A 24,223-nucleotide genomic window follows, 5' to 3' on the forward strand; every position below is an offset into this window, starting at 1 on the left:
GCGTGCTATGCTTTTTTGTATATATACAAAAAATGGTATAATTAAACTATGTCAGAATCGGAAAAATATTTAACAATTCGTGCCCTTACGGCCTATTTAAAAAGGAAGTTTGATGCCGATCCATACTTAGAAAAAGTCTATGTGACGGGGGAAATTTCGAACCTTGGTCGTCGTCGTGGTCGGCACTTATACTTTTCCATTAAGGATCCGGAAGGCCAAGCGGTTATTTCAGCGGCCATGTTTTCCTACGCTAATCGGTTGAAATTTGTCCCAGAAGAGGGGATGAAAGTGAATGCTGTTGGTCGGATTCAAGTTTATGAGCCCAGCGGCACTTATTCAATTATTCTGGAACAGATGACCCCTGATGGAATCGGGGAATTATTTTTAGCGTATGAGCAGCTGAAGAAAAAATTAGCCGCTGAAGGATTATTTCAATTGCCAAAACGGCCGTTACCCGTTTTTCCAAAAAAAATTGCTGTGGTGACATCGCCCACTGGGGCAGTGATTGAAGATATTGCGCGCACCGTGCAACGGCGTTTTCCCATGGCGCAGGTGGTGTTGTTTCCTGCTCTTGTGCAAGGGGATAAAGCCGCTGCTTCTGTGGTCAAACAAATTAAGCGCATTGATGCTAGCGGAGACTATGACACGCTAATTGTGGGTCGTGGTGGTGGCGCCATTGAAGATTTGTGGGCCTTTAATGATGAAACGTTGGCGCGGACTATTGCCGCCGCTAAAATTCCGATCATTAGTTCTGTTGGTCACGAAACCGACAATACGTTGGCCGATTTGGTGGCTGACCATCGCGCCGCAACGCCGACAGCGGCTGCTGAATTAGCCACCCCCGTTACGCTGGCGCAATTGGTTGCGCGTTTGAACGAATTGCAGCTGCGTTTGACAGTTCGCATGAAGGCACTGATAACGAGTCGCCAGCAACGATTAGCACGCGTGGCCCAACGACCAATCTTTCAACAGCCAGATCGTTTGTATGTTGGCTATAATCAGCGTGTTGATCAGCTATCACAACGACTCAGCCAACAAATGCAGCAACGCCTTGTGGCGGCACAGCATCAATTAGACAATCTCACGCAACGCCAGCGTCAATTACGCCAAACATTATTACAAGCACCGCGGGAAAAAGTGCAATTACTGACCGCAAAATTAGACTTGATGAGCCCGCTAAAAATCTTGACGCGCGGCTATGTTGTGCTCTCTAAAGCCGACCAAGTCGTCCGTCATGTCGACGAATTGCAACCAGAAGATAGGGTCACGGTACGTTTAGCTGATGGCCAAGCAACTGCAAAAATTATAGAAACGAGCCAGTTAAAATGAGTGAAAAAGTAACTTTTGAAGACAAGCTAGAACAATTGGAAGCGATTGTGAGCCAATTAGAACAAGGTGATCGGCCACTAGAAGGCGCGTTAGCTGATTTCCAGACTGGCGTTGGCTTGGTTAAAGAATTACAAGAGACGTTGAAAAATGCCGAATTAACGTTGGCAAAAGTTATGTCAGATGACGGTGAATTAAAGGATTTGGAATTAACAAATGACTAAATTTGCAGAATTACGAGCGACTTATGGGCCGAAAATTGATGCACAATTAGCACAGGATTTAAAACAAATCACAACGGATGCCCAGTTTTCAGAGATGATGGCTTATGCCGTTTTGAATGGCGGTAAGCGCTTACGGCCGTTATTAACGTTGGCTGTCATCACGAGTTTTCAACAAGCCATTACACCGCAAGCCCTTAAGTTGGCGACAGCAGTTGAATGGGTGCATTCTTATTCACTCGTGCATGATGATTTGCCAGCGATGGACAATGATTTGTTACGGCGCGGGCAACCAAGTGTCCATGCGAAATTTGGGGAAGCCGCAGCGATTTTAGTTGGAGATGCCTTGTTAACGGGCGCTTTTGAAGTGGTCACAACGGCTAATGCCTTAGCACCAGCTGAGACCAAGATTCCCGACCAGACCATTGTGACAATTGTCCAGGATTTGGCACATTTTTCGGGTGCCGCTGGCATGGTGATTGGCCAAATGCATGATATGGCCAATCATGGCCAAAACTTACAGACAGAAACAGACTGGTTGTTGCAAGAAATTTATACCCCAAAAACGGCGGCTTTGATTCAATTCGCGGCTAAATTAGGGGCGCAATTAGCCACGCTTCATCAAACACAAGTACCAGAAGCGACGCAAGCCATGACGCAGTTTGGTTTGGATTTCGGCTTGGCTTTCCAAATTCAAGATGATCTTGATGATTTGGAACAGGATGATACGGCAACCATTGGCGCCTTGCCACACTTGATTGGCGTGTCGGCAGCACGGACGCTGCGGGATCGTTACTTGCAAGATGCCAACGACCGTTTGACACAGTTAACAATGTTGGTGCCAGCGTTTGACCGAACACTATTGGATGATTTTTTGACTTTAATTGGAGATTAAGTATGGGTGCAGTAGATAAAGAGCGCGTAGATGTGTTACTCGTCCAGCAAGGGTTATTTAGTTCTCGCGAGCAGGCCAAGCGTGCGGTGATGGCTGGGCAAATCCTGGGTGAAAATGAAGAACGCCTGGACAAGGCAGGGGAAAAAATTCCCGTGACTACGGCGCTACACTTTAAGGGTGAGCGCTTGAAGTATGTCTCACGTGGCGGTCTTAAGTTAGAGAAAGCCCTCAATGATTTTGATATCACTGTGCAAGATAAAGTGGTACTCGATATTGGGTCATCAACGGGTGGTTTTACCGACGTCGCCCTACAAAATGGCGCTAAATTGGTCTATGCTTTAGATGTCGGGACCAATCAGTTGGCCTGGAAATTACGTTCAGATGATCGTGTGAAGGTGATGGAAAATACGAATTTCCGCTATTCACAATTACAAGATTTTAAGTTTGGGCAACCGGAATTTGCTACGATTGATGTGTCCTTTATTTCGTTAGGCTTAATTTTGCCGCCATTAGCCAACATCTTGCAAATGGGCGGGCATGTTGTGGCGTTGATTAAACCACAATTTGAAGCCGGACGAGAAAACGTCGGCAAAAACGGGATTATTAAAGATCCCAAGGTTCATCAACAAGTTTTGCAAAAAGTAACGCAAATGATGGTCAATGATGGGTTCTCCGTGACAGAGCTCACGTATTCACCAATCAAGGGTGGTCAAGGGAACATTGAATTTTTGGCCGTCTTAACCCGCGATGACAAGCCAAAAATTGCCGACAAAATCGACATTGATGCGTTGCTCACGCAAACTTATGCACAATTAAACCATACAGGAAGCAATGAGCATGAATAAGAAGACGCGACAAAAAACGCTTCTGGCTTTGATTCAAACCCAACAAGTTGGGCGACAAGAAGATATTGTGGCGCATTTTGAAACACTTGGGGAGACTGTCACCCAAGCAACGATTTCGCGTGACATTAACGAACTTGGCTTGATTAAAGTGCCAAACGCCCATGGCGGGTTTCATTATCATTTGCCAAAACAAGATGATCGCCCACATTTGCAGCGGTTACGCCGTGTTTTGCAACAATCATTTTTGAGTCAACGGGCGCAACGCGGCCAAATCTTTTTAAAAGTACAACCTGGTAGCGGTCAAATGGTTGCGAATTTGTTTGAACAAGTCAATTTCCCAGAAGTCTTTGGGACACTAAGTGACGATAGTTCAGTCCTCGTATTATTGAAAGACGGCGTGACGGCCAACCAAATGACGAATATCATTCAAAAATTACTGGAAAAATAACGAGAAAGATAGGTGCCTTGGCACGGTGATCGCAATGCTAGAAAATTTGATTATTGAAAACTTTGCCATTATTGAAAAAGTTGATTTGCAATTTGAAGCCGGCATGAGTGTGTTAACGGGTGAGACTGGCGCCGGTAAATCCATCATTATTGATGCGCTATTGATGCTCACTGGTGGTCGTGCCAGTTCGGAAATGATTCGTCATGGTAGTCCAAAGGCTGTGCTACAAGCTGTTTTTCGCTTACCGGAAAACGACAAGTTGTTGGCACATCTTGCCGAAATTGGGGTACCAATTGAGGATGGGGAACTGATTATTTACCGTGAGTTGAATGCCAATGGTCGCAGTTTAATCCGCTTAAACGGGGTTGTTGTTAATTTAAAAACGTTGGCTCGTGTCGGGCAGTATTTGGTCGATATTCAAGGGCAAAATGATACCCAACAGTTGTTGAATGTGGATGAACATCTCATTTTGCTAGATGGTTTTGGTGGGGAGAAGTTACAAGCTACCAAGGCGGCTTATCAACAGGTATTTCAGGAATTTCGTGCTGTTACCCAACGATTACGGAAGATTCAAACATCGCAGCAAGATATGACCCAACGGTTGGATTTACTTCAGTTCCAGCAACAAGAATTAGCTGAAGCTGATCTCCAACCCAACGAAGAAGAATTTTTGCTGGATGCGCGGGGAAAGCTTTTAAACCATAAAAAGATTGCGGATCGTTTGCAAAATGCCCAGTTGGCTTTGAATGGTGAACAAGGTGGTGCCGTAGACATGCTGGCACAAGCCATGCATGAATTACAGGAAATTGCGGAATTTGATGCTGCTTATGCTGAATTAGCGACAACGATTGCCGACAGTTATTATACGGCGCAAGAAGTCGGCCGTGATGTGGATGAACAAATCGGCGCGTTAACTTATGACGAAATGGAATTGTTACGCATCGAAGACCGGTTACAGTTGATTCACACGTTGGAACGAAAGTACGGCCCAACAGTCGCTGATGTCTTACAATTTAAAGCCAAGATTGATCAAGAATTAGCAGTATTGGATCATGATGAGTTTGATATTGAACAATTGCAAGTGAAACAAAACGAATTGCGTCAAGTAGTCCGTAAGCAAGCGGTTAAATTGCGTGAGGTACGACAAGAAGTGGCGCGGCACTTGGAACAAGCTGTCAACCAACAATTAAGTGAATTGTTGATGTCAGGCGCCGAATTTGCAGTGCGCTTTGAACCAATTACTGGTTACATTTCCTCGGGCGCAGACAAAGTTGAATTTTATGTCCAAACAAACGTCGGGGAAGGCCTAGCACCATTAGCTAAAATTGCGTCAGGTGGTGAAGCGGCACGTTTGATGCTCGCGTTAAAAACAACTTTTGCCAAGCAACAGCATATTGTGTCAATTGTATTTGATGAGGCAGATACAGGGGTTTCAGGTCGCGTGGCGCAAGCCATTGCGCGTAAGATGTTAACGATTGCTACCGATTCACAAGTTTTGGCCATCACGCACTTACCACAAGTTGCCGCAGCGGCAACCCATCATTTTTTGATTGCGAAAACAACTGAAAATGAACGTACGGTGACGCAAGTAACTGCCTTAGATGAGGCTGGTCGTGAAGGGGCAATTGCCATGATGTTGTCTGGTGAAGATATTACTACAACTGCATTAGCCAATGCACGAGAATTACGCCAACAAGCACCAAAAATTAAGCACAAAAAAAACAACTGACATAAACTGTCAGTTGTTTTTTTGTGTGCTTAATGCGCGACAATCGCTAAGAAGATGACGAATAGAATAGCTAGACCATACATCAAAGCGTGTACTTGCTTACCACGACCTGTTGCAAGCATTGTAATTGGGTACAAGATGAAGCCCAACGCAATACCATCTGAGATTGAGTAAGTCAATGGCATACCAATCACAACCAAGAATGCCGGTGCCGCAACGGCAAGGTCATCCCAGTCAATTTGGCGTAGGCTCTTGGCCATCAAGACACCAACCACAATCAAGGCTGGTGCTGTGACTTGTGATGTTACCACTGTCAATAATGGTGAGAAGAACAAAGCAAGCAAGAAGAACAAGCCAGTAAAGACGCTCGTCAAACCTGAACGACCACCAACAGCGATACCAGATGATGATTCAACATAAGCTGATGTTGGTGATGTTCCAACAACAGCACCAACAGTCATACCAACAGCGTCAGCCATCAAAGCACGACCTGCACGTGGCATTTCATTGTTCTTCATGAAACCAGCTTGTGTGGCCAAGCCAATCATAGTACCAGCCGTATCAAAGAATGTGACCAACAAGAAAGTAATCACGACTGTGATCAACTGAATTGAGTTGATGTCACCAAGATGTGTGATACTTTGACCAAAAGTTGGGGCCAATGATGGTACAGGTGACACTAAGGAAGAAGGCAACTTGATGAGACCAAAGATGATCCCAACAATTGATGTCAACACCATCCCGACGAAAATTGCCGCTGGCATTCGCATTGACAAAAGGACAAATGTGACAATAATGCCAAAGATGGCTAACAATGATGTTGGCGATGTGAGGTGACCAAGGGATACCATAGTATCCTTGCTAGCCACAATCAAGCCTGCATCGTGAAGGCCAATAAAGGCAATGAACAAACCAATACCTGCGGCAATGGCTAATTTCATGTTTTGTGGAATCAAGTTGATAATCTTTTCGCGGACCTTAAAGAATGTCAAGACCAAGAAAATTAAGGCGGCTACTAAGACACCAGCCATGGCTGTTTGCCACTTAACGCCCATACCAATGACAACAGAATAAGAGAAGAAGGCATTCACCCCAAGACCAGGAGCGATAGCAATTGGGTAAAGGGCGACAATACCCATGAATAATGTAGCAATAGCGGCAGCAACGGCTGTTGCTGTGAAAACTGCGCCTTTATCCATACCAGCTGCGCCAAGAACAGAAGGGTTAACAAACAGAATGTAGGCCATTGACACGAATGTCGTGAGACCAGCGATGAATTCAGTACGAACTGATGTGTTCAGCTCATCGAGCTTAAAATACTTTGCAATCGTAGACATGATTGCCTCCCAAAAAAATAGTGTAACGTTAAACGTTCTACTTAAGTTTAACAACATAAAATCCGAATTTAAACTAAAAATACGGAAAAAATGGACGAAAAGACGATTATTTGACGGATAGAAAGCATGAAAGCGTTTTATAAACGAATGAGGTTTCACTAATGTTCGTGTTTTATGGTATGAGGCAGCTGTCTCAAATAATGCACGGGCGGATAGGGGCGTAACCGAACATTAGCCCCCAGATTGCCGTTAGATGGTTGCCAATTAACGGGTTAAATAATGCTATAATAGAAGCATCATTAATTTAAGGAAGTTCAGCATGGTAGCGCAGCTCGTGTTGGTTCGACATGGCGAATCAACGGCAAATCGTGATAATGAATTTACAGGGTGGACAGATGTCCCCTTAACCCCTAAAGGGCAACAACAGGCGCCCAAGTTGGCCAAATTTTAGCCCAATATCAGTTACAATTTGATGATGTGCATACGTCTTATTTGCAACGCGCCATTGTCACAGGCAATATCATTTTAGATGAGATGAACCAAGCATGGGTGCCGATGCATAAAACTTGGCGCTTAAATGAGCGTCATTATGGGGCGTTACGCGGGTTAAATAAAGATGCCGCACGCCAAAAATACGGCGTCGAGGCAGTGGCTTTATGGCGTCGCAGTTATACGGCAATCCCGCCCTTACTGGCAGAAACAAAACCCACGAATCGCTATCCGTTAGGGATTGAACCACGTGGTGAAAGTCTGGCAATGGCGAGTGACCGGTTATTACCTTATTGGCAGCAGGTTGTGGAACCGGCTTTGCGTGCCGGACGACATCAATTGATTGTGGCGCATGGTAGTACGCTACGGGCGTTGATTAAATACTTGGAGCACATCAGTGATGAGGCAATTGATGGTTTGGAAATTGCCAATGGCGACCCTATTTTGTATCAAGTTGATGCGCAATTAAATTATGGGAAACGGCAATATCTGACCAACAAGCCCACACGTTAGACCACACAATAAAGGAGTCACACTTTGGAAACGACAACATGGACACGCATTAAAAAATATACGGAATTACAAGGGACTTCTGGACAAGAACATCGCGTTCGACAAGCTTTTCGAGCAGATTTGACCCCATTGGTTGATACGGTACAACAAGATGGGTTAGGTGGTGTGTTTGGGGTGAAACAACATGCCGATCACACGGCACCACGGGTGATGTTTGCGGCCCATATGGATGAAGTCGGGTTTATTGTCACGGCTATTTTACCTAGTGGCGCCTTCAAAGTCGCAGCGGTGGGTGGTTGGAACCCAGCAGTTATCTCTTCTCAGCGCTTTAGTCTATTTACAAAAGACCACGTTTATCCGGTTGTATCGAGTTCAGTGAGTCCCCATTTATTGCGGGGCAGTGGACAAACACCACAGCTACCAACCGTTGATGATATGTTGTTTGATGCTGGTTTTGTGGATGATCAGGAAGCAATGGCTTACGGGGTACGACCAGGTGATTTTATTGTGCCAGAAGTGACCACCGTCTTAACGGCCAATCAGCAACGGGTGATGTCGAAAGCTTGGGATAACCGTTTTGGGTTAGTCACGTTATTAGGGGCGTTAGAAGACTTACAAGACGTCAGAACGCCGAATACGTTGATTATGGGGGCTAATGTACAAGAAGAAGTTGGCTTGCGTGGGGCGCATGGCGCAGTTAACCTCATGCAACCAGATATTTTCTTTGCCGTGGATTCCAGTGCTGCTGATGATACAAGTGGTGGGGCTGGCCACCAAGGTCGTTTGGATCAAGGGACGCTGTTGCGCGTCTTTGATCCAACTGTGGTCGTGCCATTACGCTTGAAAGAATTCTTATTGTCAACGGCTGAAGATAATCATATTCCTTATCAATACTTCGTTTCTAAGGGTGGCACGGATGCGGCCGCTGCGCAAAGTGAACTGACGGGGGTACCGTCAGTGGCATTAGGTGTAGCATCACGCTATATCCATACCCACCAAACAGTTTGGTCGATTGCTGACTTTGAAGCCACCCAAGCTTTTGTGGTGGCGATTGCCAAGGCACTTGACGAGACGACGCTCAAAACGATTATGGGTGATTAAAGTTGCATGTTTAAAAAGTTACAGAAATTAGATTATTGGATTGCGGTGCCGTATGCCATTCTGAGTATGTTAGGAGTGGTCATGGTTTTTTCAGCAACGCAAGGCACGACAACAGCATTAAGTAATTTTATTAAGCAGGCGATCTTTGTGGTTGTCGGCTTATTTGGTGCTTTTTCACTTTATCATTTTAATTTAAAAATCCTCCAGCGACGAAAATTTTTAAGACAGCTGTTGCTGGCAATTATCGCTGCATTAATTGTGGCAAAGTTCTTCATGCCAGCCGTCAACGGTGCGCATGGGTGGATTAATTTAGGGATTGTGACACTGCAGCCAGCCGAATTTTTAAAGTTAGCGTTGATTTTGTATTTTGCCGCATTTTTTGCCCGTGAACCTTGGGATAGGCATGTGCCATTACGCGAACAAGCTGTTGCCCGCTTTGATGTTTGGGGGCTACCAGCTTTTAGTTTGTTGCTCGTCTTTATCATGCCAGATAATGGGAATGGCTTGATCATTTTGCTGATTTTGATGGCCATTTTCTTGGCATCAGGGGTCTCACGTAAGGTGATTGCGTTCGTTGCGGCGTTTGGCGGCTTGTTGTTTGGTTTTTTACAAACGATTGTGCGTCTTGCTGACCATTACTTTAATTTGAGTGGTGGCCAACATTACGCCTTGGCGCGTTTCACCAGTTTTGCGAACCCCTGGGATCCGAGTGCTGCTGATGCGAGTCGGCAGTTACTGTATGGTTATTATGCAATTGCCCATGGTGGCGTCTTTGGTGTTGGGCTTGGGAATTCATTGATTAAGCCTTATTTGCCGGAATCTAATACGGACTTTATTATGGCTGTGATGACGGAAGAATTAGGCGCTGTGACCACTGCCATCGTCTTGATTTTGATGCTAATTCTCGTTGCTCGTATGGTCATTTTAGGCATTCGACAGCGTAGTCAATACTATCGCTTGTTACTCTTTGGCATTGCCACGCTACTCTTTATTCAAATGCTGGTTAATCTTGGCGGTGTGATTGGCGTTTTGCCGATCACAGGGGTGGTCTTTCCGTTTATTTCGGGTGGTGGTTCGTCGTATATTGTGTTCAGTGCCGCGATTGGCTTGACATTAAATATTGCTGCGACACAACAACGTTCGGTAAGCATTCATCCAGCTGATACACTAGCTAGAAAGGATTACAAATGACATTTGAAATACAACCACGGCGTGCGCTGTATGTTTATTTAAAAAATAAGCGACACGTGCCACAGCTTAAAAAATTTGGCAAAATTACTTATGTGTCGCGGCGAATGGGTTTTGTGATGCTGTATGTCAACGATGAAGACATTGCGGCACAAATTGACAAAATTAAGCAATATAAATTTGTCCGCGACGTCCTTAGCTCACCAAGACCCGATATTGATCCGGACTTGGGCGATGTTCATGATGATATTTTCTTTGAAAACTATGATGAGGAGAACGGGCATTCATCACAAGCGGTGATGATGCAACCGGTAGATAAATAGTATGCGAGTAGTAGCAGGACGTTTTCGTGGGGCACGCTTAGAAGCGGTGGCTGGCGACAAAACGCGGCCCACAACGGATAAAGTCAAAGAAGCCATGTTTAGCATGTTGATGCCATTTTTAGATGGCGGTAATGTACTAGATTTATATGCTGGTACTGGTGGTTTGGGCATTGAAGCAGTGTCGCGGGGGATGACACATGCCACATTGGTTGATCGCCAATTTCAGGCGATTAAAGTCATCCAAAGCAACGTTGATAAAACCCATGATTCTGCAGCATTTAGCATCTTAAAAATGCCAGCGCAACAAGCCTTACAAAATTTCGTTGCCGCACAGCAGACGTTTGATCTGGTCTTTTTAGATCCACCATATGCCAAGGAAACGATTGCTGCAGATATGCAATTTATGGCACAAAATGGCTTGTTAGCAGACGGGGCGATTATTCTCGCAGAGAGTAATGATGCCGCTAACTTACCAGAAGCAAGTACACAATTTAACATTGTACGACAAAAACAATATGGGATTACTGTTGTGACCATTTATCAATTCGATAAATAAGGGACAACGATAAGGGGGAACCACGATGAGTATTGCATTATTTCCAGGCAGCTTTGACCCATTAACAAACGGGCATCTTGATATTATTCAACGTGCCAGTCAACTTTTTGACCACGTTGTGGTTGGGGTTGGGCATAACACGAGTAAGCAGGCTTTGTTTACACCGGAAGAAAAAGTTGACTTAATTTCAACTGTTGTTGCCGATTTGCCCAACGTTGACGTGGCCATTATGCATGGCCTAACCGTCCAATTTATGTCTGAAATTGGGGCAAAGTTTATTGTCCGTGGCTTGCGGAATAGTAAAGACTTTGAATATGAACGGGATATTGCCGGTGTTAACAGTGCGTTAGCTGATGTTGAAACCATTTTGCTTTTAGCAAAACCAGAGAATCAAAATATTTCGAGTTCAATGGTCAAAGAAATTGGTAGCATGGGGGCGGACAATATGGCAAAATTTGTGCCAAAAGTGGTCGTTGATGCGTTGAAAGAACGGTTAAACTAAATGCGAAAAAAAAGTAAAATCATTGCCGCGATTGCGGCAATTTTCCTATTCATTGGCATTGGCGTATTATTTTGGCCGCTAAATGGCTATATTGAGAGTCCAGGTGAAGCTGATGATTTGGCGAAGTTTGTTAAAATCGGTGGCAAAAATGATACGTCAAAAGGACGTTATAACATTACCTCGGTTTATTTGTCTAAAGCCAATGTCCTCGGCTATTTACAAACTAAAATCAATCCACAATTATCTTATGCGTCTGCAGAAGAAGTAACAGGTGGTGAAAGTTCGGCCGTCTTCACTAAAGTGCAGAATTTTTATATGCAAAGTGCCATTGCCAATGCCGAACAAGTTGCCTTTAAAAAAGCGCAGCGGCCTATTACCACTACTTATCGGGGAATTTATGTGTTGAGTGTGAATGATAATTCGCATTTCAAACATAGTATTCAGGTTGGGGATACCATCACGGCAGTTGACGGTCATCATTATGATAATTCCGATGGGTTTATTAAATATTTGGCTGATAAAAAACCTGGTGTTAATGTGACAATCGACTATCTTCGGGATGGCAAACCTGGTCAAACGACTGGGAAAACAATCAAACTACCAAGTACCCGTTCACCAGAATATCCGAATGGTCGTTCAGGCATTGGGATTGTGCTAACCGACAATGTTGCCGTTACGACAGATCCTAAAGTCGAAGTTGATCCAGGTCAAATTGGTGGGCCATCAGGTGGGTTAATGTTCACCCTGCAGATTTATGATCAACTGACCGGCAATCATTTGGCCAAGGGCCGTAACATTTCTGGTACTGGTACGATGAATGTGAACGGTTATGTTGGTGAAATTGGTGGTATTGATAAAAAGGTCATTGCCGCCAAAGAAGCGGGCTCAACCATCTTTTTTGCCCCATATGTCGAACCAACCAAAGAATTACTAAAGTATGAAGAACAACATAAAACGAACTACCAATTGGCACGTGATACAGCGAAAAAATATGCGCCAACGGTTAAGGTTATTCCGGTCCAAACATTTGACGATGCGGTCAATTATCTGGCAACCGGAAAAATAATTAAAACAACTGATAAACTACAGTAAAAAAGCAACGACAGCGTTGTTTGACCTGAACCCTAAATCGTGGTGATATCGATCACGTGCCATCTTTTCTTAAACTAACGTATAAGGGCGTTGCGGTCAAGGCACATTATCTATTGTATTTTGCCAGAGTGGGTTGGAGATAATATTTAAATTTAGCGTTAATTTTTAAGCAATCAATGCGTGATCATTGGTTGCTTTTTTGATCATGTGGGTGTTGATGGTAGTGTTATCGATCGTATGAATACTGTGATTGATGAAATACATGGGCAATATCGGTTACTAAGGATTGAGAACACAGCGGCAATTTTTATTTCTTTTGAAAACATAGTAAAACCCCATAGGTTGGATTTACTCCAACTTATGGGGTTCAGTTCACATATTCATTTTTCGACTACTTATTTAACAGGTACAATTTGAAATTGTGTCAGTGATTCAACTGCGTATCATATTGATTGTCGAAAGCATCATCAACACTTTGTCAGTGATGTTATTGGCTATAACATTATTTCAATGCCTACTGAAGCCGAAATAGGTGTAGAAAACAGGTACTTATATATTGTGGTCAGAATACAGTTAAAAAAATACAGGTAAAATCAACAGATTTTATCGATCCAATTGTGTTTGAAAAATAATAAATTGTATATTCACTTCTAATCGCTGACGATTACGTTTCAGAAAATAAGTAATCTTTTTTTGTGCGTTATGCACAAAAAAAGAGTTGTAATATAGATGTTTTTCAAAAATGTTAAAAAAAACCGTATGCTATTATATTGAGTATCAAATTAAAAAGTTATATTCAAATGAAAAAACGCTAATTAAAAAGATTTATTTCAATAACGCTTTGATGAGAGAATAGCAGAGAGATGAGAAATATATATGATAAAACGGAATACAATCATTTTTGGCACTATCGGCGCTATCGTGGTCATTGTGGCAGGAACGCGAGTTGCCGGCATGTGGGGGACCAGTGGTAGTTCAAGCGATGCAACGATTAAAACCTATATTAGTACTGATCTAACAACGCAGGATTTGTCAAAAATGACCGATACTTATGCGTTTGAAATTGCCGGGAACACACAAGAGGGATTGTTAAGTAAAAGTGCAAGTGGTAAACCGGTTGCAGGGCTTGCAAAAAGCTGGACAACATCAAAAGATGGTTTGACATGGACATTCCATCTGCGCAAAAATTTGAAATGGTCAAATGGGACCAAGCTGACTGCTAAGGATTTCGTTTATGCTTGGCGTCGGACGGTTAATCCTAAAACAGCTTCACAGTATGCTTATATTTATTCTGGTATTAAAAATGCAGATGCGATCAGTGCCGGAACAGATAAAGATGTCAATTCACTGGGAATTGTTGCAAAGAACGCTTCAACAGTCGTTGTGACACTAGATTCGCCACAGCCTCAATTTGCTAGCCTCATGTCATTTCCTAGTTTTTACCCACAAAGTGAGGCATTTAATACGAAAGTAGGCAAGAAACTTGGTACTAAATCAAGTGAACAAATTTATTCTGGACCATACAAATTTGTTGGGTGGAATGGTACAAACACGTCGTTTAAGTTAATTCCGAATAAAAATTATTACAACGCCAAAAGTGTCAAAAACGCTGGTGTGGATTATAGTGTTATCAAAAATCCTGCAATAGCTGTTCAGGAATACAAACGTGGTAGTTTAGATTTGGCCGTTTTGGGTACGACTGAACTACAAACGGCCAACAGCAAGCGTAAAGATTACAAGGCTATTCCATTGGCAGCGACATCATATTTTGAGTACAATCAAACGGGTAAAGTTAAAGGGTTGAACAATCAGAAAATTCGTCAAGCATTGAACCTAGCAACAAATCGTTCCGAAATCTTGGGTTCAATTTATAACAGTGTTGGTAAAGTGCCAACAGGTATGACACCTGCCGGACTGTCAAAAACGGCTAGCGGAAAGGATTTCGCATCAACAGCTAAACAGGATTACAGCTATGATCGTGAAAAAGCTAAGCAGTTATTTGCAGAAGGTATGAAAGAGGAAGGATTAACCAAACTAAATTTGACGTTAGAAATGACTGCTGATGTACCACAAACTAAGCTTGTAGGAGACTTTATGAATGATTCATGGCAGAAATTACCTGGTTTAACAATTTCAGAAAAATTTGTGCCATTCAAGCAAAGATTAAATGATCAAACTAACCAAAACTTCGATATTATCTATGCTAATTGGTATGGTGATTACGCTGAACCGACAACCTTCTTGAATTTATTCACAACTTCTTCACCAAATAATGATGGAAAATGGTCAAATGCCAGTTATGATGCCACTATCAAAAAGGCGTTATCGACGGATGCCCAAAAGGGAAGTGCTCGTGATCAAGATGAACAATTAGGTGAGAAGATTTTGTTCCAGGACTCAGCTGTTAATCCAGTAATTTGGGGTCAACAAGTTCAATTATCTAATCCAAAAGTGTCAGGTATTCAATACTTCACAACGGGTGCCGGCACAATTTATAAGAACGCTGTCAAATATGATAAGTGAATCAATTAATACTGCAGCTCAAGCCTATGTTGTGTTTTCAGTCACTGATGATAAAGTCATTTCCAGTAAAAATGACAATTTAAAATGGCCAACGGCCTCTCTAGCAAAACTAATTATTATTTATCAAACGATGTCAGCGATTCAACAGGGTAAGCTCGATTATCATTCAGTTCTACCAGTCACAGCAAATGTTGCTGAAGTAGGTTCTAACCCTGATTTGGCAGATATTCCAATGACTGTACCACAGGGTTATGAGGTCATTGATTTACTCAATATGACCTTGCTGATATCTGAAAATCAGCCAGCGCTTCAATTGATGCTGACCTTATTTGGTTCCTTGTCAAATTGGCGTCATCAAACACAATTATTATTCGCGGCGATGAAAATTGATGGCGATATTAGTAATCCAACTGGTCTAGATGATGAGGATCTTGCTGGATTTTTTATTAGTCAGCATGTTAGCGACAAAAGAGTCACAAAAATGTCTGCCAATGCGTTGTTATTATTGACAAAGAAGCTTATTTTGCAATTTCCTGATATCTTATCATTAGCGCAAAAAGCGCAAATGGTAATTGAAAATAAAATTTGGTTAAATCGAAATCCAAAAATTGCTAATCCTTCACCTGATATGACTTGGGTAGGGTTGAAAACCGGCTTTACTGATCGTGCGAAACAGAATTTGATTGCGGTTATCACACATCAGCATAAACGATATATTGTGGTGCTTTTAGGCTTTGATGGGGCTGATCATTTTGCCAAGTTTGATGAAGTTGAAAGGCTCATAAGGGAGGCAATAACGAATGAATTTTCCAAATAGTGGTGTTTTAGACAATCCAAATTTGATTGTTGTTAATCAGCAACATCCTATTCAAAATGAACTCAAATTTGAAAGGTTTTTAATTGGGAAAGAAACGATTAATACTAGTATTATAAATAGCTTATCTAGGTTGTTTTCCGAGGCCGAGAAAAATGGATTTCATTTTACATTAGTCTCTGGTTATCGTTCGATTGCGTATCAAAAGAACCTATTTGATCAATCTGTCCAGCGCCACCGCGATGCTGGTTATTCACTAGAACAGGCGCAAAACATGACTTTAGCTTATTCACAAATGCCTGGTTCAAGTGAACATCATACTGGTTTAGCTGTTGACATAATAGACACAGCGTTTTTAAATGACAGACAGGATTTGTATGATGATGTTGATCAGCTTATTTCACAACAATGGCTGATAAATCACGCTGTTGATTATGGTTTCATTTTGCGATACCCCAAGACAAAAGTAAACTGGACGGGTATTAATTATGAGCCGTGGCACTTTAGATTTGTTGGTCAAGAAAATGCCATTTATATGACAAAAAATGGGTTTTCGTTGGAAGAGTACATCGAAGACTTAACAACTAATTCAAAATCGCATTTGTGGTTTCGGACTCAGTATAATGATCAGCGATGAAATAAAGTAGAGGTTTAAGATGAGCGAATCTTCTTGGCAAAAAATGGTGCCAAATTATTACGATCAATGGCTAAAAGATCTCAAAACGTTAGTTAAAATTCCCTCAGTGAAAAGCACTCAAACAAGTGACAAAAGTCATCCGTATGGTGTTGCAGTCAAACAGGCATTGAATCAAATGCTGAGTTTTGCTGCACGTGATGGTTTGCGCTTTGGATGTGTTGCGGATCGTGTTGGGTATATTGAATATGGTCCAGAAGCAGCGTCAGAAACCGTCGGTATTCTTGTTCATGTCGATGTTGTTCCGGTGGGCGATGGATGGACTTCATTTCCATTTGAACCAGAACAACAGGGACATTTTCTGACTGGTCGTGGTGTTGATGATATGAAGGCCTCGACAATGCTAAGTTACTACGCCATCAAACTGATTGCTGATCAAAACCTTGCCGTTAAAAATAAAATACGATTAATCATTGGCACCGATGAAGAAAATGATTGGTCAGATATGCCTTACTATTTTCAAACAGAGGGGGTGCCTGACATAGGTTTTTCCCCTGATGGTGAGTTTGTTGTTGAAAATGCTGAAGCAGGTATTGCCAATTTTATGGTGGCATTTTCAGATACTACGCAGGGTCAAGATAATGTAATCTTATTAAAATTTGACGCCGGAGTTGCTGGCAACGTCGTACCCGGCTTGGCTGTTGCTACAATAACTGGAATTGACGAACCTATTGTAACCAAAAAAATTGACTATTTTTTGAAGCAAAATGCTGATATTGGCCTGAAAGCTACTGTCAAAACGCTAAGTAATGGCCTTGAAATTAAAATGATAGGGAAACAAGCGCATGGCTCAACACCTGATGTTGGTTTAAATGCGGGGACTTATTTGGCTAATTTTCTGACGCAATTTGACTTTACTGGTGAAGCCGCTGCTTTTTTACAAATTTTAGGTTGTACAGCACATTTAGATTATTTCGGTAAAAAAATGGGTTTGGCCTTTAATTATGCTGAAATGGGACCTTTGGTCGTGAATTATGGCTTACAGAAATTTTCTAGTGGCGGGGATGGTTACTTTAGTATCAATATTAGATATCCAATTGGTATTACTGAAAAACAAATGCTTACCATTATTCAACAAAGTGTCAAAGCCTTGCATAGTAGCGTGACAGTCAAAAAGGATGAATTATTACCACATTTGACACCCAAAAACGATGCTGTGATTGAAACATTGTTGGCAAGTTATGAAACAGTGATGGGTCAACCGACGGTGCTACATTATTCAACTGGTGCGTCTTACGGTCGATTAATTAAGCGTGGTGCTGCTTTTGGCACACGATTTGCGTGGCAAACAACAACGGCGCATCAAGCAAATGAAAAATATGATTTAGAAAATTATCCAAAAGCAATGGCTATTTTAGTGGAAAGTATCTACCGATTGGGAAATATAAAATGATTATTGTTAGCGACATTAAATTAAAAAAATACACTGTTAAGCTAAAACGGCCATTTGTCACTAATTTGCATCGGCAGGATAATGCTGAAGGTATCGTGATTGCTGTGTCAGCTAAAACGGAGACCGGCATTATTTTTACAGGTTATGGTGAAGCGGTGCCATCACTGAAAGTAACTGGTGATACTTTGACGAGTATTGTGGCGGTCATCAATGACATTGTAAAACCAGCCATTGTTAATCAAATTTTTCAAACACCGGCAGAAGTTGATGAATTTGTTCATGGTCTAATTGTGTTTAATTCTGCAGCACGTCTGGCAGTCAGTGAAGCTGTCTATGACATTTTTGCTCGTATTGCAGACTTACCGATTGCTGAGTATTTAGGTGGTACGAGTCAACCGGTAGTGACCGATTATACACTAAGTATTAGTCAAAAAAATCAGATGTTACAAGACGCTGATGATATTGTCAGCCGAGGTTTCTCAGCTTTAAAAATTAAGGTTGGCGGCGATACCATTGTGAATGAAATTGATAAAATTGCACAATTAAATCATCGATATAAAAAAATACATTTTCGAATTGATGCGAATCAGGCTTGGACAGTTGCACAAACAATGCAATTTATTGAAATGGCACTTACCAAAGAATTGCCAATTGATTTTATTGAACAGCCATTGAAAGTCGGCCTTGAACACCAGCTTAAAGCGCTAGTTGTCAAGTCTAAGATACCTATCATGCTGGATGAAAGTGTCTTTAATCATCACCAAGCGTTTCAATATATGCATGAAACCGCTGTCCGCTTAATTAATGTTAAATTGGAAAAAGCAGGCAGTATTACTGAGGCTCAAAAGATATTTCAAACTGTTAATGATTTTAACGGACAAGCTATGATTGGTTGTATGATTGAATCAAAAATTGGTATTGCATTTGCGGTCGCTTTAGCTAACACAAATAAAACTGTCAAATACGTTGACTTAGATGCACCTTTTATGTTTAACCATGACCTTATTCCTGATGGCTTGCGCCTTAATCAAACGAAATTGATACCTTCAAATCAGTCAGGATTGGGTATTACGCAGAGGAGTTTTGATGACATTTAAGATACAAAAAATTGCGCAATTGCTGTCAAATTTTGAAGGTCAGACTGCAATTGTTTTGTCACTTGATGGCAGTGTTTTGTTGTCGTTACGGCCAAATTTATCTTTTCCATCTGCTAGTTTAATAAAGTTACTGATTTCAGATTATATTATGACTGAAAAGCCAGAAGCTTTAGCTAACAAAGTATCGCTAATCAATCCAGATTTTGGGTTGGCTGAGGATGATGTTTGGTGGACGAAACGAAATCTAACGCATTTTGGAGCAGGAATTTTAGACGTTTTGTCGGGCAATAATCAGACTGTCACGGTGGCGCAATTGCAAACGCTAATGTTGACGATTTCTGATAATTGGGCCGCAAATGCGTTGATACGTTACTTTGGTATGGCAGAAATCAATCACTTTGCAAGCTCACGTTATACAAACACTCACTTGCGTCGCCAATTCATGGCACAAACCAAGCTAGATAATGAAACAACAGCCTCTGACAGTTTATCAATGTTAAAAAATGTTCTGGAACATTCGGCTACCAACTATTTATTGACGCGTCAGCAATCGCAATATAAGTTGCCCGGGACGTTTATTGAAAACACCTCAATGCCATTTCAAGAATTAACCATTTTCAATAAGACTGGTGAAGGTGCAACAGTTGATCATGATGCTATGAGTATCGTATTTGATAATCACCAATTAGATGTTGCACTGTTAACAAAAACAAGCGCCAGTCACAGATTTCAGCGACTGGCGTTGTTTAACAATATAAGTCATGTTTTGTGGGACGAAATGATTTTGTTTTAGAAAAAATAACTTGTGGACTCACAAAAAAGTGAACTGAACCCCATAAGTTGGAGCGAAGTTTAAGCGGCTAACTGGTCGAAAAGATATCGGTATTGCACCGGTGTCTTTCCGGCCAGTTTTGTTTTAATCCGCTTTTTGTTGTAGTAATCAACATAGTCAGTTACGGCGGATTTTAGTTCGTCATAACTCGGATAGTGATTGTTGTGTACCGTTCCAACTTTTACGATATGGAAGATACTCTCGGCCATAGCATTATCCAGGCATGTTGCTTTACGACGCATGCTCTGGAAAACACAGTTGTTATAGAATGAACTCATATGAAAAAATAGGCAAAGAAAAAACCCCTATAACTTTGGACGGTTATGGGGCGTTGTGACACAAAGACTGATGTCTCTCGTAGTGATTTTGTTATAGCTTATTAATATATAGACTGTTAATCCAGCCGTGATGGGCCAGTTCGTACCAGGTAATGCCGTTGTCGTGGTGTTGTTCGTTAATGATGGCGACAAAATCACCATCGGCGACACTGCCAATTGGCAAACCGTAAGGTTCGGCAAAGACTTCAGTAGCTTGATTTGGCAAGAAATTGACAATGGCATTGGGTTGGTCGTTAGCTACGGCATGGGCCTGAATGTAATGAATATTTTCGGCATTTGGCGCCGTGTCCGAAAGTACCATGAGATGCGCTTCGTACCGTAGCCAGGCATGATCGCCAATTTGGTACCAGAATTGGCCATTGGCCGTGATGACACGGAGTGGCGTCGCCCAAAAACTGCCGACCGGAATATTGGCGCTCACAGCTGCCTGATCGTCAGGTGCTTCATAGGCCAACATATCAGCTTGAACGGCAATATACATGGTGATACGATGGGCATCCCGCCAATTGCTTGGGCGGAAATAGAGATGCAATGATTGTGGTAAATTACCAAAAATACTGTTGAGATCACCAGAGGCATCAACGTAGGTGTAATTGGTAATTTCAGGGACCGTCACGCTATAAGGCTCACCAACGCCACCATCTAGACGCGTTGGGGGCATGAGTGTTGCTTGGGTGGCAATGTCCTCGTAATAAACCCAAACGGGTGATTCATTTGTCATTATTTAACCCTCCTTGTTGTGTGGTGTTTAGTAGAACCACGTGTCATAAATCGTGACGGGTTCGTGACGTTTATGGGCACTGGCCAAATATAAGGCTTCAATTTTTTCAGCGAGTGCAGCGGGGACGGTTTGGCCTTCAAGATAGTCATCGATAACGTCATAAGAGACGCCGAGTGCGACTTCATCTGGTAATTGTGGGCGATCATCTTCCAAATCAGCCGTTGGTACTTTTTCATAAAGTGCCGCTGGCGCCGCTAATGCTTGTAACATCGCGCGACCTTGTCGCTTATTTAAACGCCAAAGGGGATTGATGTCAGTGCCGCCATCACCGTACTTAGTAAAGAAACCAGCAAAAGCTTCGGCAGCATGATCCGTCCCAATTACCACGCCCTGATATTCGCGGGCAACTGCATATTGGGCAATCATCCGCATTTTAGGTTTGATTGACCCACGACTCAGGTCATCAACTACCAAACCACTGTCACGAAGTGCCACAGTCATGGCATCAGTTGCTGCTTTAATATTGGTTGTGATCACGCGATCAGCATCGATAAAGGCTAGAGCTGCTAAAGCATCTGGCTCATCTAATTGCTGACCATAAGGTTGTCTAATGGCAATGAGTTGATAGGTTTGATCGGTTTCCGCAGTCAGTTCTTGTGTTGCCAGACGCGCGAGTTTACCAGCGAGGGTTGAATCTTGGCCACCAGAGACGGCAATCACATAGCTCGTATATTGTGGATTTTGTAACAAATAATTTTTTAAAAAATCTACAGAACGGCGCACTTCAAGTGCGGGATCAATGGTTGGTTGAACGTGTAAATCGGCAATGATTTTGGCTTGTAAGGGACGCATATTACTTCTCCTGGAGATTGTGCTGGACTGCATTAATCGCTGCGTTTTTGGCTGCAGCAAGTGCTGGGGATAAGGTAACCGGATAGGTTGCTGGTTGGTCTAAACGCTTGAACTGTGGGTCAATTGCTGCCAAACGTTGATTGGCGTAGGCTTGACTATCAGCCAAACTTGGTAGCGTATAAACACGCTGGCCAGCAACAAAAATATCTTGGAGCAGTGGGGTGCCGTCCTGTGTTTCGTCAGCAAAACTTAAGACATCACCAGTACGCGTCCGCCAAATTTGCTTTTTACCAGGCGTAGAAATTTTATCGCGATCATCAGAGAGCTTAATCGTATTTTGACCAGCAATATTGACCATTTTGTAAACTGCACCTAATGCGGGTTGGTCATAAGCGGTGATCAGTTTCGTCCCCACACCCCAAACATCAATTTGTGCCCCACGGGCTTTTAAATCAGTAATCGTGTACTCATCTAAATCATTAGATGCATATATTTTGGCTGATGGGAAACCAGCCGCATCTAGCTGCTGGCGAATAGCTTGAGATAGGGCTACCATGTCGCCAGAATCAAGGCGTACGCCCTGGAAGTTAATCCGGTCGCCAAATTCTTTAGCCACCTTAATGGCATTTGGCACACCAGAGTTGAGGGTGTCAAAGGTGTCAACGAGGAAGACGACATCGTGATGGGTGTTAGCGTACGCTTTAAAGGCCGTATAGTCATCTTGATAGGCTTGTACTAACGCATGGGCATGGGTACCAGCGACTGGTAGGTCAAATAATTTTCCTGCGCGCACATTGGAAGTGGCATTAAAGCCACCGATAAATGCTGCGCGGGTACCCCAAAGGGCCGCATCAAGTTCTTGGGCGCGTCGTGTGCCAAATTCCATCAGAGGATCTTGCCCAGCTGCTGTTCGGACACGGGCTGCTTTAGTGGCAATCAACGTTTGGAAGTTAATCATGTTGAGGAGGGCAGTTTCGAGTAATTGCGCATCGACCAAGGGCCCTTCAACTTGCAATAACGGTTCTTGGGCAAACATGACTTCACCTTCATGTGGTGCCCGAATTGTGGCCGTTAAGCGCCAATTAGCCAGATAAGTTAGGAAGTCTTCTGGATAAAGTGACAAATGACGCAAATAATCAATATCGCTAGTGGTAAAGGTCAGATTTTCAAGATAATTAACGGCATGTGCCAGACCAGCAAAGAGCACATAGCCGTTGTTAAATGGCCGGTTTCTAAAATAGGCTTCAAAAACGACGGGTTGTTGCGCAATGCCCGCTTGCCAATAGGTATAAATCATGTTGATCTGATACAGATCGGTATGTAAAGTCAGTGAATCGTCTGGATAAATCATGGTGATTTCCTTTAAAATTATTAAACCCATTATAGCAAAAAAACAGGGGTCTTATCGTAGAAAAAATATCTCGTAAAAGCCGTGATATAATAGAAACATGACAGAAATTTTGACAAACAATTCAAACGAAACCCAACAGTTTGCAGCACGTTTAGCCAAACTCGCTTATCCTGGTTTAGTGATTACCTTGCAAGGTGATTTAGGGGCCGGTAAGACCACCTTTACGCAAGGATTTGCGCGTGAACTTGGCGTACGCGCACGCGTGAAAAGCCCCACTTTTAATATTATGAATACCTATGTGGCCCGCGATTTTCCAATTTATCATTTTGATGCTTATCGCTTAGAAGAGACAGGGGCGCAAGATCAAGGTTTTGAAGATTATGTCGGCACGGATGGGGTGACCCTGATTGAGTGGCCGCAATTTATGGCTGATTTACTTCCAAATGATCGGCTTGTCCTTAACTTTTTGCGTGGTGATGACGATGATGTGCGGACGATTCAAGTTCACGGTTTAGGTACAGCTGAAAAGATTGAGGCACAACTATGACATTTGATTTGACCCAACCGATTACCTTTGAACTAGCTGAGGCCAGCTTAGAACGTGCAGCTGAATGGCAGGCCCTCATTCACCAATTGATGACGGAAACGGATACGTTTTTGGTGACGAGTGTCCGTGATGGGGATGTGATCCCCGAAGTCAGTGACGGACCGGCAATTACGTTGTTACTCATTGCTGAACAAGGGGCGCTGAATTTACCGGTGGGCATTGGTTCAATTGAAAACGGTGAAGTTGGCATGGCGATTTTAGAACAATTTCATGGGGCTGGTTTAGGCCAAAGTCTTTTAACAGCCTTACTCGATTGGGCTGAACACGTTGGCTTAGATCAGGTCTGGTTGGATGTGCAACAGGATAATCACCCCGCCCAACATATTTATCAAAAGTTTGGTTTTCAAGCAGTTGATGAACCAGTCGCTATCGTGTTACCCAATGGGCGGGCCACGCAATTGCAACGTATGGTCAAGGACTTGGCTTAAATAGGAGG

25 protein-coding genes and 1 pseudogene are annotated in these 24,223 nt (G+C 42.7%); 21 read left to right on the plus strand and 5 right to left on the minus strand.

Annotation, left to right across the window (positions count from 1 at the left end):
* The first annotated feature begins 48 nt into the window (after positions 1–48).
* Genes xseA through recN form a run of 6 tightly spaced genes read left to right on the plus strand, consistent with a single transcriptional unit; the run spans position 49 to position 5,464 of the window.
* Positions 49–1,329 (plus strand): exodeoxyribonuclease VII large subunit, encoded by a 1,281-nt coding sequence (xseA, locus tag FGL80_RS05020; RefSeq protein ID WP_147001832.1) that lies wholly within the window; start codon positions 49–51, stop codon positions 1,327–1,329.
* Positions 1,326–1,550, plus strand: coding sequence for an exodeoxyribonuclease VII small subunit (locus FGL80_RS05025; RefSeq protein WP_010002028.1), 225 nt, complete (start codon positions 1,326–1,328; stop codon positions 1,548–1,550). Before xseA ends, FGL80_RS05025 begins: the two co-directional genes overlap by 4 nt.
* Positions 1,543–2,442, plus strand: a complete 900-nt coding sequence (locus tag FGL80_RS05030) for a polyprenyl synthetase family protein (RefSeq protein WP_055308219.1) — start codon at positions 1,543–1,545, stop codon at positions 2,440–2,442. Before FGL80_RS05025 ends, FGL80_RS05030 begins: the two co-directional genes overlap by 8 nt.
* A gap of 2 nt (positions 2,443–2,444) precedes the next feature.
* Positions 2,445–3,287, plus strand: a complete 843-nt coding sequence (locus FGL80_RS05035; RefSeq protein WP_010002026.1) for a TlyA family RNA methyltransferase — start codon at positions 2,445–2,447, stop codon at positions 3,285–3,287.
* Positions 3,280–3,735: an arginine repressor gene (locus FGL80_RS05040; RefSeq protein ID WP_010002025.1), complete on the plus strand. Its 456-nt coding sequence runs from the start codon at positions 3,280–3,282 to the stop codon at positions 3,733–3,735. The genes FGL80_RS05035 and FGL80_RS05040 overlap by 8 nt, the downstream gene beginning before the upstream one ends.
* Before the next feature lie 34 nt (positions 3,736–3,769).
* A complete protein-coding gene (gene recN, locus FGL80_RS05045; protein WP_055308218.1) occupies positions 3,770–5,464 on the plus strand; it encodes a DNA repair protein RecN in 1,695 nt (564 codons plus the stop codon).
* Positions 5,465–5,493: 29 nt separating this feature from the next.
* Here the strand turns inward: recN and FGL80_RS05050 are convergent, their stop codons facing one another.
* The gene (locus FGL80_RS05050; RefSeq protein ID WP_055308217.1) at positions 5,494–6,801 is read right to left on the minus strand and encodes an NCS2 family permease; all 1,308 of its coding nucleotides are present in this window, start codon (positions 6,799–6,801) and stop codon (positions 5,494–5,496) included.
* Positions 6,802–7,120: 319 nt separating this feature from the next.
* On the opposite strand from FGL80_RS05050, the pseudogene FGL80_RS05055 reads away from it, so the two are divergent.
* The 13 genes and pseudogenes from FGL80_RS05055 (at position 7,121) to FGL80_RS05120 (ending at position 19,879) form a co-directional block, all read left to right on the plus strand.
* A pseudogene (locus FGL80_RS05055) lies at positions 7,121–7,803 on the plus strand (2,3-bisphosphoglycerate-dependent phosphoglycerate mutase).
* A 24-nt stretch (positions 7,804–7,827) separates the two neighbouring features.
* The gene (gene pepA / locus FGL80_RS05060) at positions 7,828–8,904 is read left to right on the plus strand and encodes a glutamyl aminopeptidase (protein WP_055308215.1); all 1,077 of its coding nucleotides are present in this window, start codon (positions 7,828–7,830) and stop codon (positions 8,902–8,904) included.
* 6 nt (positions 8,905–8,910) lie between these two features.
* On the plus strand, positions 8,911–10,095 hold the full coding sequence (locus FGL80_RS05065) for an FtsW/RodA/SpoVE family cell cycle protein (RefSeq protein WP_147001833.1): 1,185 nt from the start codon (positions 8,911–8,913) through the stop codon (positions 10,093–10,095).
* Positions 10,092–10,415, plus strand: a complete 324-nt coding sequence (locus FGL80_RS05070) for a YlbG family protein (protein WP_055308213.1) — start codon at positions 10,092–10,094, stop codon at positions 10,413–10,415. The genes FGL80_RS05065 and FGL80_RS05070 overlap by 4 nt, the downstream gene beginning before the upstream one ends.
* A gap of 1 nt (position 10,416) precedes the next feature.
* Positions 10,417–10,971 (plus strand): 16S rRNA (guanine(966)-N(2))-methyltransferase RsmD, encoded by a 555-nt coding sequence (gene rsmD / locus FGL80_RS05075; protein ID WP_055308212.1) that lies wholly within the window; start codon positions 10,417–10,419, stop codon positions 10,969–10,971.
* A gap of 25 nt (positions 10,972–10,996) precedes the next feature.
* Entirely contained in the window at positions 10,997–11,473 is a 477-nt protein-coding gene (gene coaD / locus FGL80_RS05080; protein WP_010002015.1) for a pantetheine-phosphate adenylyltransferase, read from the plus strand.
* Positions 11,474–12,565 carry a SepM family pheromone-processing serine protease gene (locus tag FGL80_RS05085; RefSeq protein WP_055308211.1) on the plus strand — a complete coding sequence of 364 codons (1,092 nt, stop codon included), beginning with the start codon at positions 11,474–11,476 and terminating at the stop codon, positions 12,563–12,565.
* Positions 12,566–13,441: 876 nt separating this feature from the next.
* The gene (locus tag FGL80_RS05095) at positions 13,442–15,088 is read left to right on the plus strand and encodes a peptide ABC transporter substrate-binding protein (protein ID WP_055308210.1); all 1,647 of its coding nucleotides are present in this window, start codon (positions 13,442–13,444) and stop codon (positions 15,086–15,088) included.
* A complete protein-coding gene (locus FGL80_RS05100) occupies positions 15,045–15,905 on the plus strand; it encodes a serine hydrolase (protein ID WP_147001834.1) in 861 nt (286 codons plus the stop codon). The genes FGL80_RS05095 and FGL80_RS05100 overlap by 44 nt, the downstream gene beginning before the upstream one ends.
* The gene (locus tag FGL80_RS05105) at positions 15,889–16,539 is read left to right on the plus strand and encodes a M15 family metallopeptidase (protein ID WP_055308208.1); all 651 of its coding nucleotides are present in this window, start codon (positions 15,889–15,891) and stop codon (positions 16,537–16,539) included. Before FGL80_RS05100 ends, FGL80_RS05105 begins: the two co-directional genes overlap by 17 nt.
* Positions 16,540–16,558: 19 nt before the next feature.
* On the plus strand, positions 16,559–17,989 hold the full coding sequence (locus FGL80_RS05110) for a Sapep family Mn(2+)-dependent dipeptidase (RefSeq protein ID WP_147001835.1): 1,431 nt from the start codon (positions 16,559–16,561) through the stop codon (positions 17,987–17,989).
* Positions 17,986–19,086, plus strand: coding sequence for a dipeptide epimerase (locus FGL80_RS05115; protein ID WP_055308206.1), 1,101 nt, complete (start codon positions 17,986–17,988; stop codon positions 19,084–19,086). Before FGL80_RS05110 ends, FGL80_RS05115 begins: the two co-directional genes overlap by 4 nt.
* The gene (locus FGL80_RS05120; protein ID WP_147001836.1) at positions 19,076–19,879 is read left to right on the plus strand and encodes a serine hydrolase; all 804 of its coding nucleotides are present in this window, start codon (positions 19,076–19,078) and stop codon (positions 19,877–19,879) included. Before FGL80_RS05115 ends, FGL80_RS05120 begins: the two co-directional genes overlap by 11 nt.
* 59 nt (positions 19,880–19,938) lie before the next feature.
* Here FGL80_RS05120 and FGL80_RS05125 read toward each other — a convergent pair whose 3' ends face one another.
* The 4 genes from FGL80_RS05125 to pncB form a co-directional block, all read right to left on the minus strand.
* Positions 19,939–20,127, minus strand: coding sequence for an IS3 family transposase (locus FGL80_RS05125; RefSeq protein ID WP_172792726.1), 189 nt, complete (start codon positions 20,125–20,127; stop codon positions 19,939–19,941).
* 160 nt (positions 20,128–20,287) lie between these two features.
* On the minus strand, positions 20,288–20,977 hold the full coding sequence (locus FGL80_RS05130) for a MucBP domain-containing protein (RefSeq protein ID WP_055308203.1): 690 nt from the start codon (positions 20,975–20,977) through the stop codon (positions 20,288–20,290).
* 27 nt (positions 20,978–21,004) lie between these two features.
* A complete protein-coding gene (gene nadE / locus FGL80_RS05135; protein ID WP_055308202.1) occupies positions 21,005–21,829 on the minus strand; it encodes an ammonia-dependent NAD(+) synthetase in 825 nt (274 codons plus the stop codon).
* A gap of 1 nt (position 21,830) precedes the next feature.
* A complete protein-coding gene (pncB, locus tag FGL80_RS05140) occupies positions 21,831–23,180 on the minus strand; it encodes a nicotinate phosphoribosyltransferase (RefSeq protein ID WP_147001837.1) in 1,350 nt (449 codons plus the stop codon).
* A 97-nt stretch (positions 23,181–23,277) separates the two neighbouring features.
* Between pncB and tsaE the strand changes: the two genes are divergently transcribed.
* Positions 23,278–23,727, plus strand: a complete 450-nt coding sequence (gene tsaE / locus FGL80_RS05145; protein WP_010002010.1) for a tRNA (adenosine(37)-N6)-threonylcarbamoyltransferase complex ATPase subunit type 1 TsaE — start codon at positions 23,278–23,280, stop codon at positions 23,725–23,727.
* Entirely contained in the window at positions 23,724–24,215 is a 492-nt protein-coding gene (locus FGL80_RS05150) for a GNAT family N-acetyltransferase (RefSeq protein ID WP_055308200.1), read from the plus strand. The genes tsaE and FGL80_RS05150 overlap by 4 nt, the downstream gene beginning before the upstream one ends.
* The last annotated feature ends 8 nt before the right edge of the window (positions 24,216–24,223 follow it).

This window comes from Leuconostoc lactis (assembly GCF_007954625.1).
Taxonomy (GTDB): Bacteria; Bacillota; Bacilli; order Lactobacillales; family Lactobacillaceae; genus Leuconostoc; species Leuconostoc lactis_A.

Bases quoted from the DNA above. Each gene is read 5' to 3' on its own strand.
- xseA (WP_147001832.1), top strand. From the start codon at position 49: ATGTCAGAATCGGAAAAATATTTAACAATTCGTGCCCTTACGGCCTAT.
- FGL80_RS05025 (WP_010002028.1), top strand. From the start codon at position 1,326: ATGAGTGAAAAAGTAACTTTTGAAGACAAGCTAGAACAATTGGAAGCG.
- FGL80_RS05030 (WP_055308219.1), top strand. From the start codon at position 1,543: ATGACTAAATTTGCAGAATTACGAGCGACTTATGGGCCGAAAATTGAT.
- FGL80_RS05035 (WP_010002026.1), top strand. From the start codon at position 2,445: ATGGGTGCAGTAGATAAAGAGCGCGTAGATGTGTTACTCGTCCAGCAA.
- FGL80_RS05040 (WP_010002025.1), top strand. From the start codon at position 3,280: ATGAATAAGAAGACGCGACAAAAAACGCTTCTGGCTTTGATTCAAACC.
- recN (WP_055308218.1), top strand. From the start codon at position 3,770: ATGCTAGAAAATTTGATTATTGAAAACTTTGCCATTATTGAAAAAGTT.
- FGL80_RS05050 (WP_055308217.1), bottom strand. From the start codon at position 6,801: ATGTCTACGATTGCAAAGTATTTTAAGCTCGATGAGCTGAACACATCA.
- FGL80_RS05065 (WP_147001833.1), top strand. From the start codon at position 8,911: ATGTTTAAAAAGTTACAGAAATTAGATTATTGGATTGCGGTGCCGTAT.
- FGL80_RS05070 (WP_055308213.1), top strand. From the start codon at position 10,092: ATGACATTTGAAATACAACCACGGCGTGCGCTGTATGTTTATTTAAAA.
- rsmD (WP_055308212.1), top strand. From the start codon at position 10,417: ATGCGAGTAGTAGCAGGACGTTTTCGTGGGGCACGCTTAGAAGCGGTG.
- coaD (WP_010002015.1), top strand. From the start codon at position 10,997: ATGAGTATTGCATTATTTCCAGGCAGCTTTGACCCATTAACAAACGGG.
- FGL80_RS05085 (WP_055308211.1), top strand. From the start codon at position 11,474: ATGCGAAAAAAAAGTAAAATCATTGCCGCGATTGCGGCAATTTTCCTA.
- FGL80_RS05095 (WP_055308210.1), top strand. From the start codon at position 13,442: ATGATAAAACGGAATACAATCATTTTTGGCACTATCGGCGCTATCGTG.
- FGL80_RS05105 (WP_055308208.1), top strand. From the start codon at position 15,889: ATGAATTTTCCAAATAGTGGTGTTTTAGACAATCCAAATTTGATTGTT.
- FGL80_RS05110 (WP_147001835.1), top strand. From the start codon at position 16,559: ATGAGCGAATCTTCTTGGCAAAAAATGGTGCCAAATTATTACGATCAA.
- FGL80_RS05115 (WP_055308206.1), top strand. From the start codon at position 17,986: ATGATTATTGTTAGCGACATTAAATTAAAAAAATACACTGTTAAGCTA.
- FGL80_RS05120 (WP_147001836.1), top strand. From the start codon at position 19,076: ATGACATTTAAGATACAAAAAATTGCGCAATTGCTGTCAAATTTTGAA.
- FGL80_RS05125 (WP_172792726.1), bottom strand. From the start codon at position 20,127: ATGGCCGAGAGTATCTTCCATATCGTAAAAGTTGGAACGGTACACAAC.
- FGL80_RS05130 (WP_055308203.1), bottom strand. From the start codon at position 20,977: ATGACAAATGAATCACCCGTTTGGGTTTATTACGAGGACATTGCCACC.
- nadE (WP_055308202.1), bottom strand. From the start codon at position 21,829: ATGCGTCCCTTACAAGCCAAAATCATTGCCGATTTACACGTTCAACCA.
- pncB (WP_147001837.1), bottom strand. From the start codon at position 23,180: ATGATTTATCCAGACGATTCACTGACTTTACATACCGATCTGTATCAG.
- tsaE (WP_010002010.1), top strand. From the start codon at position 23,278: ATGACAGAAATTTTGACAAACAATTCAAACGAAACCCAACAGTTTGCA.
- FGL80_RS05150 (WP_055308200.1), top strand. From the start codon at position 23,724: ATGACATTTGATTTGACCCAACCGATTACCTTTGAACTAGCTGAGGCC.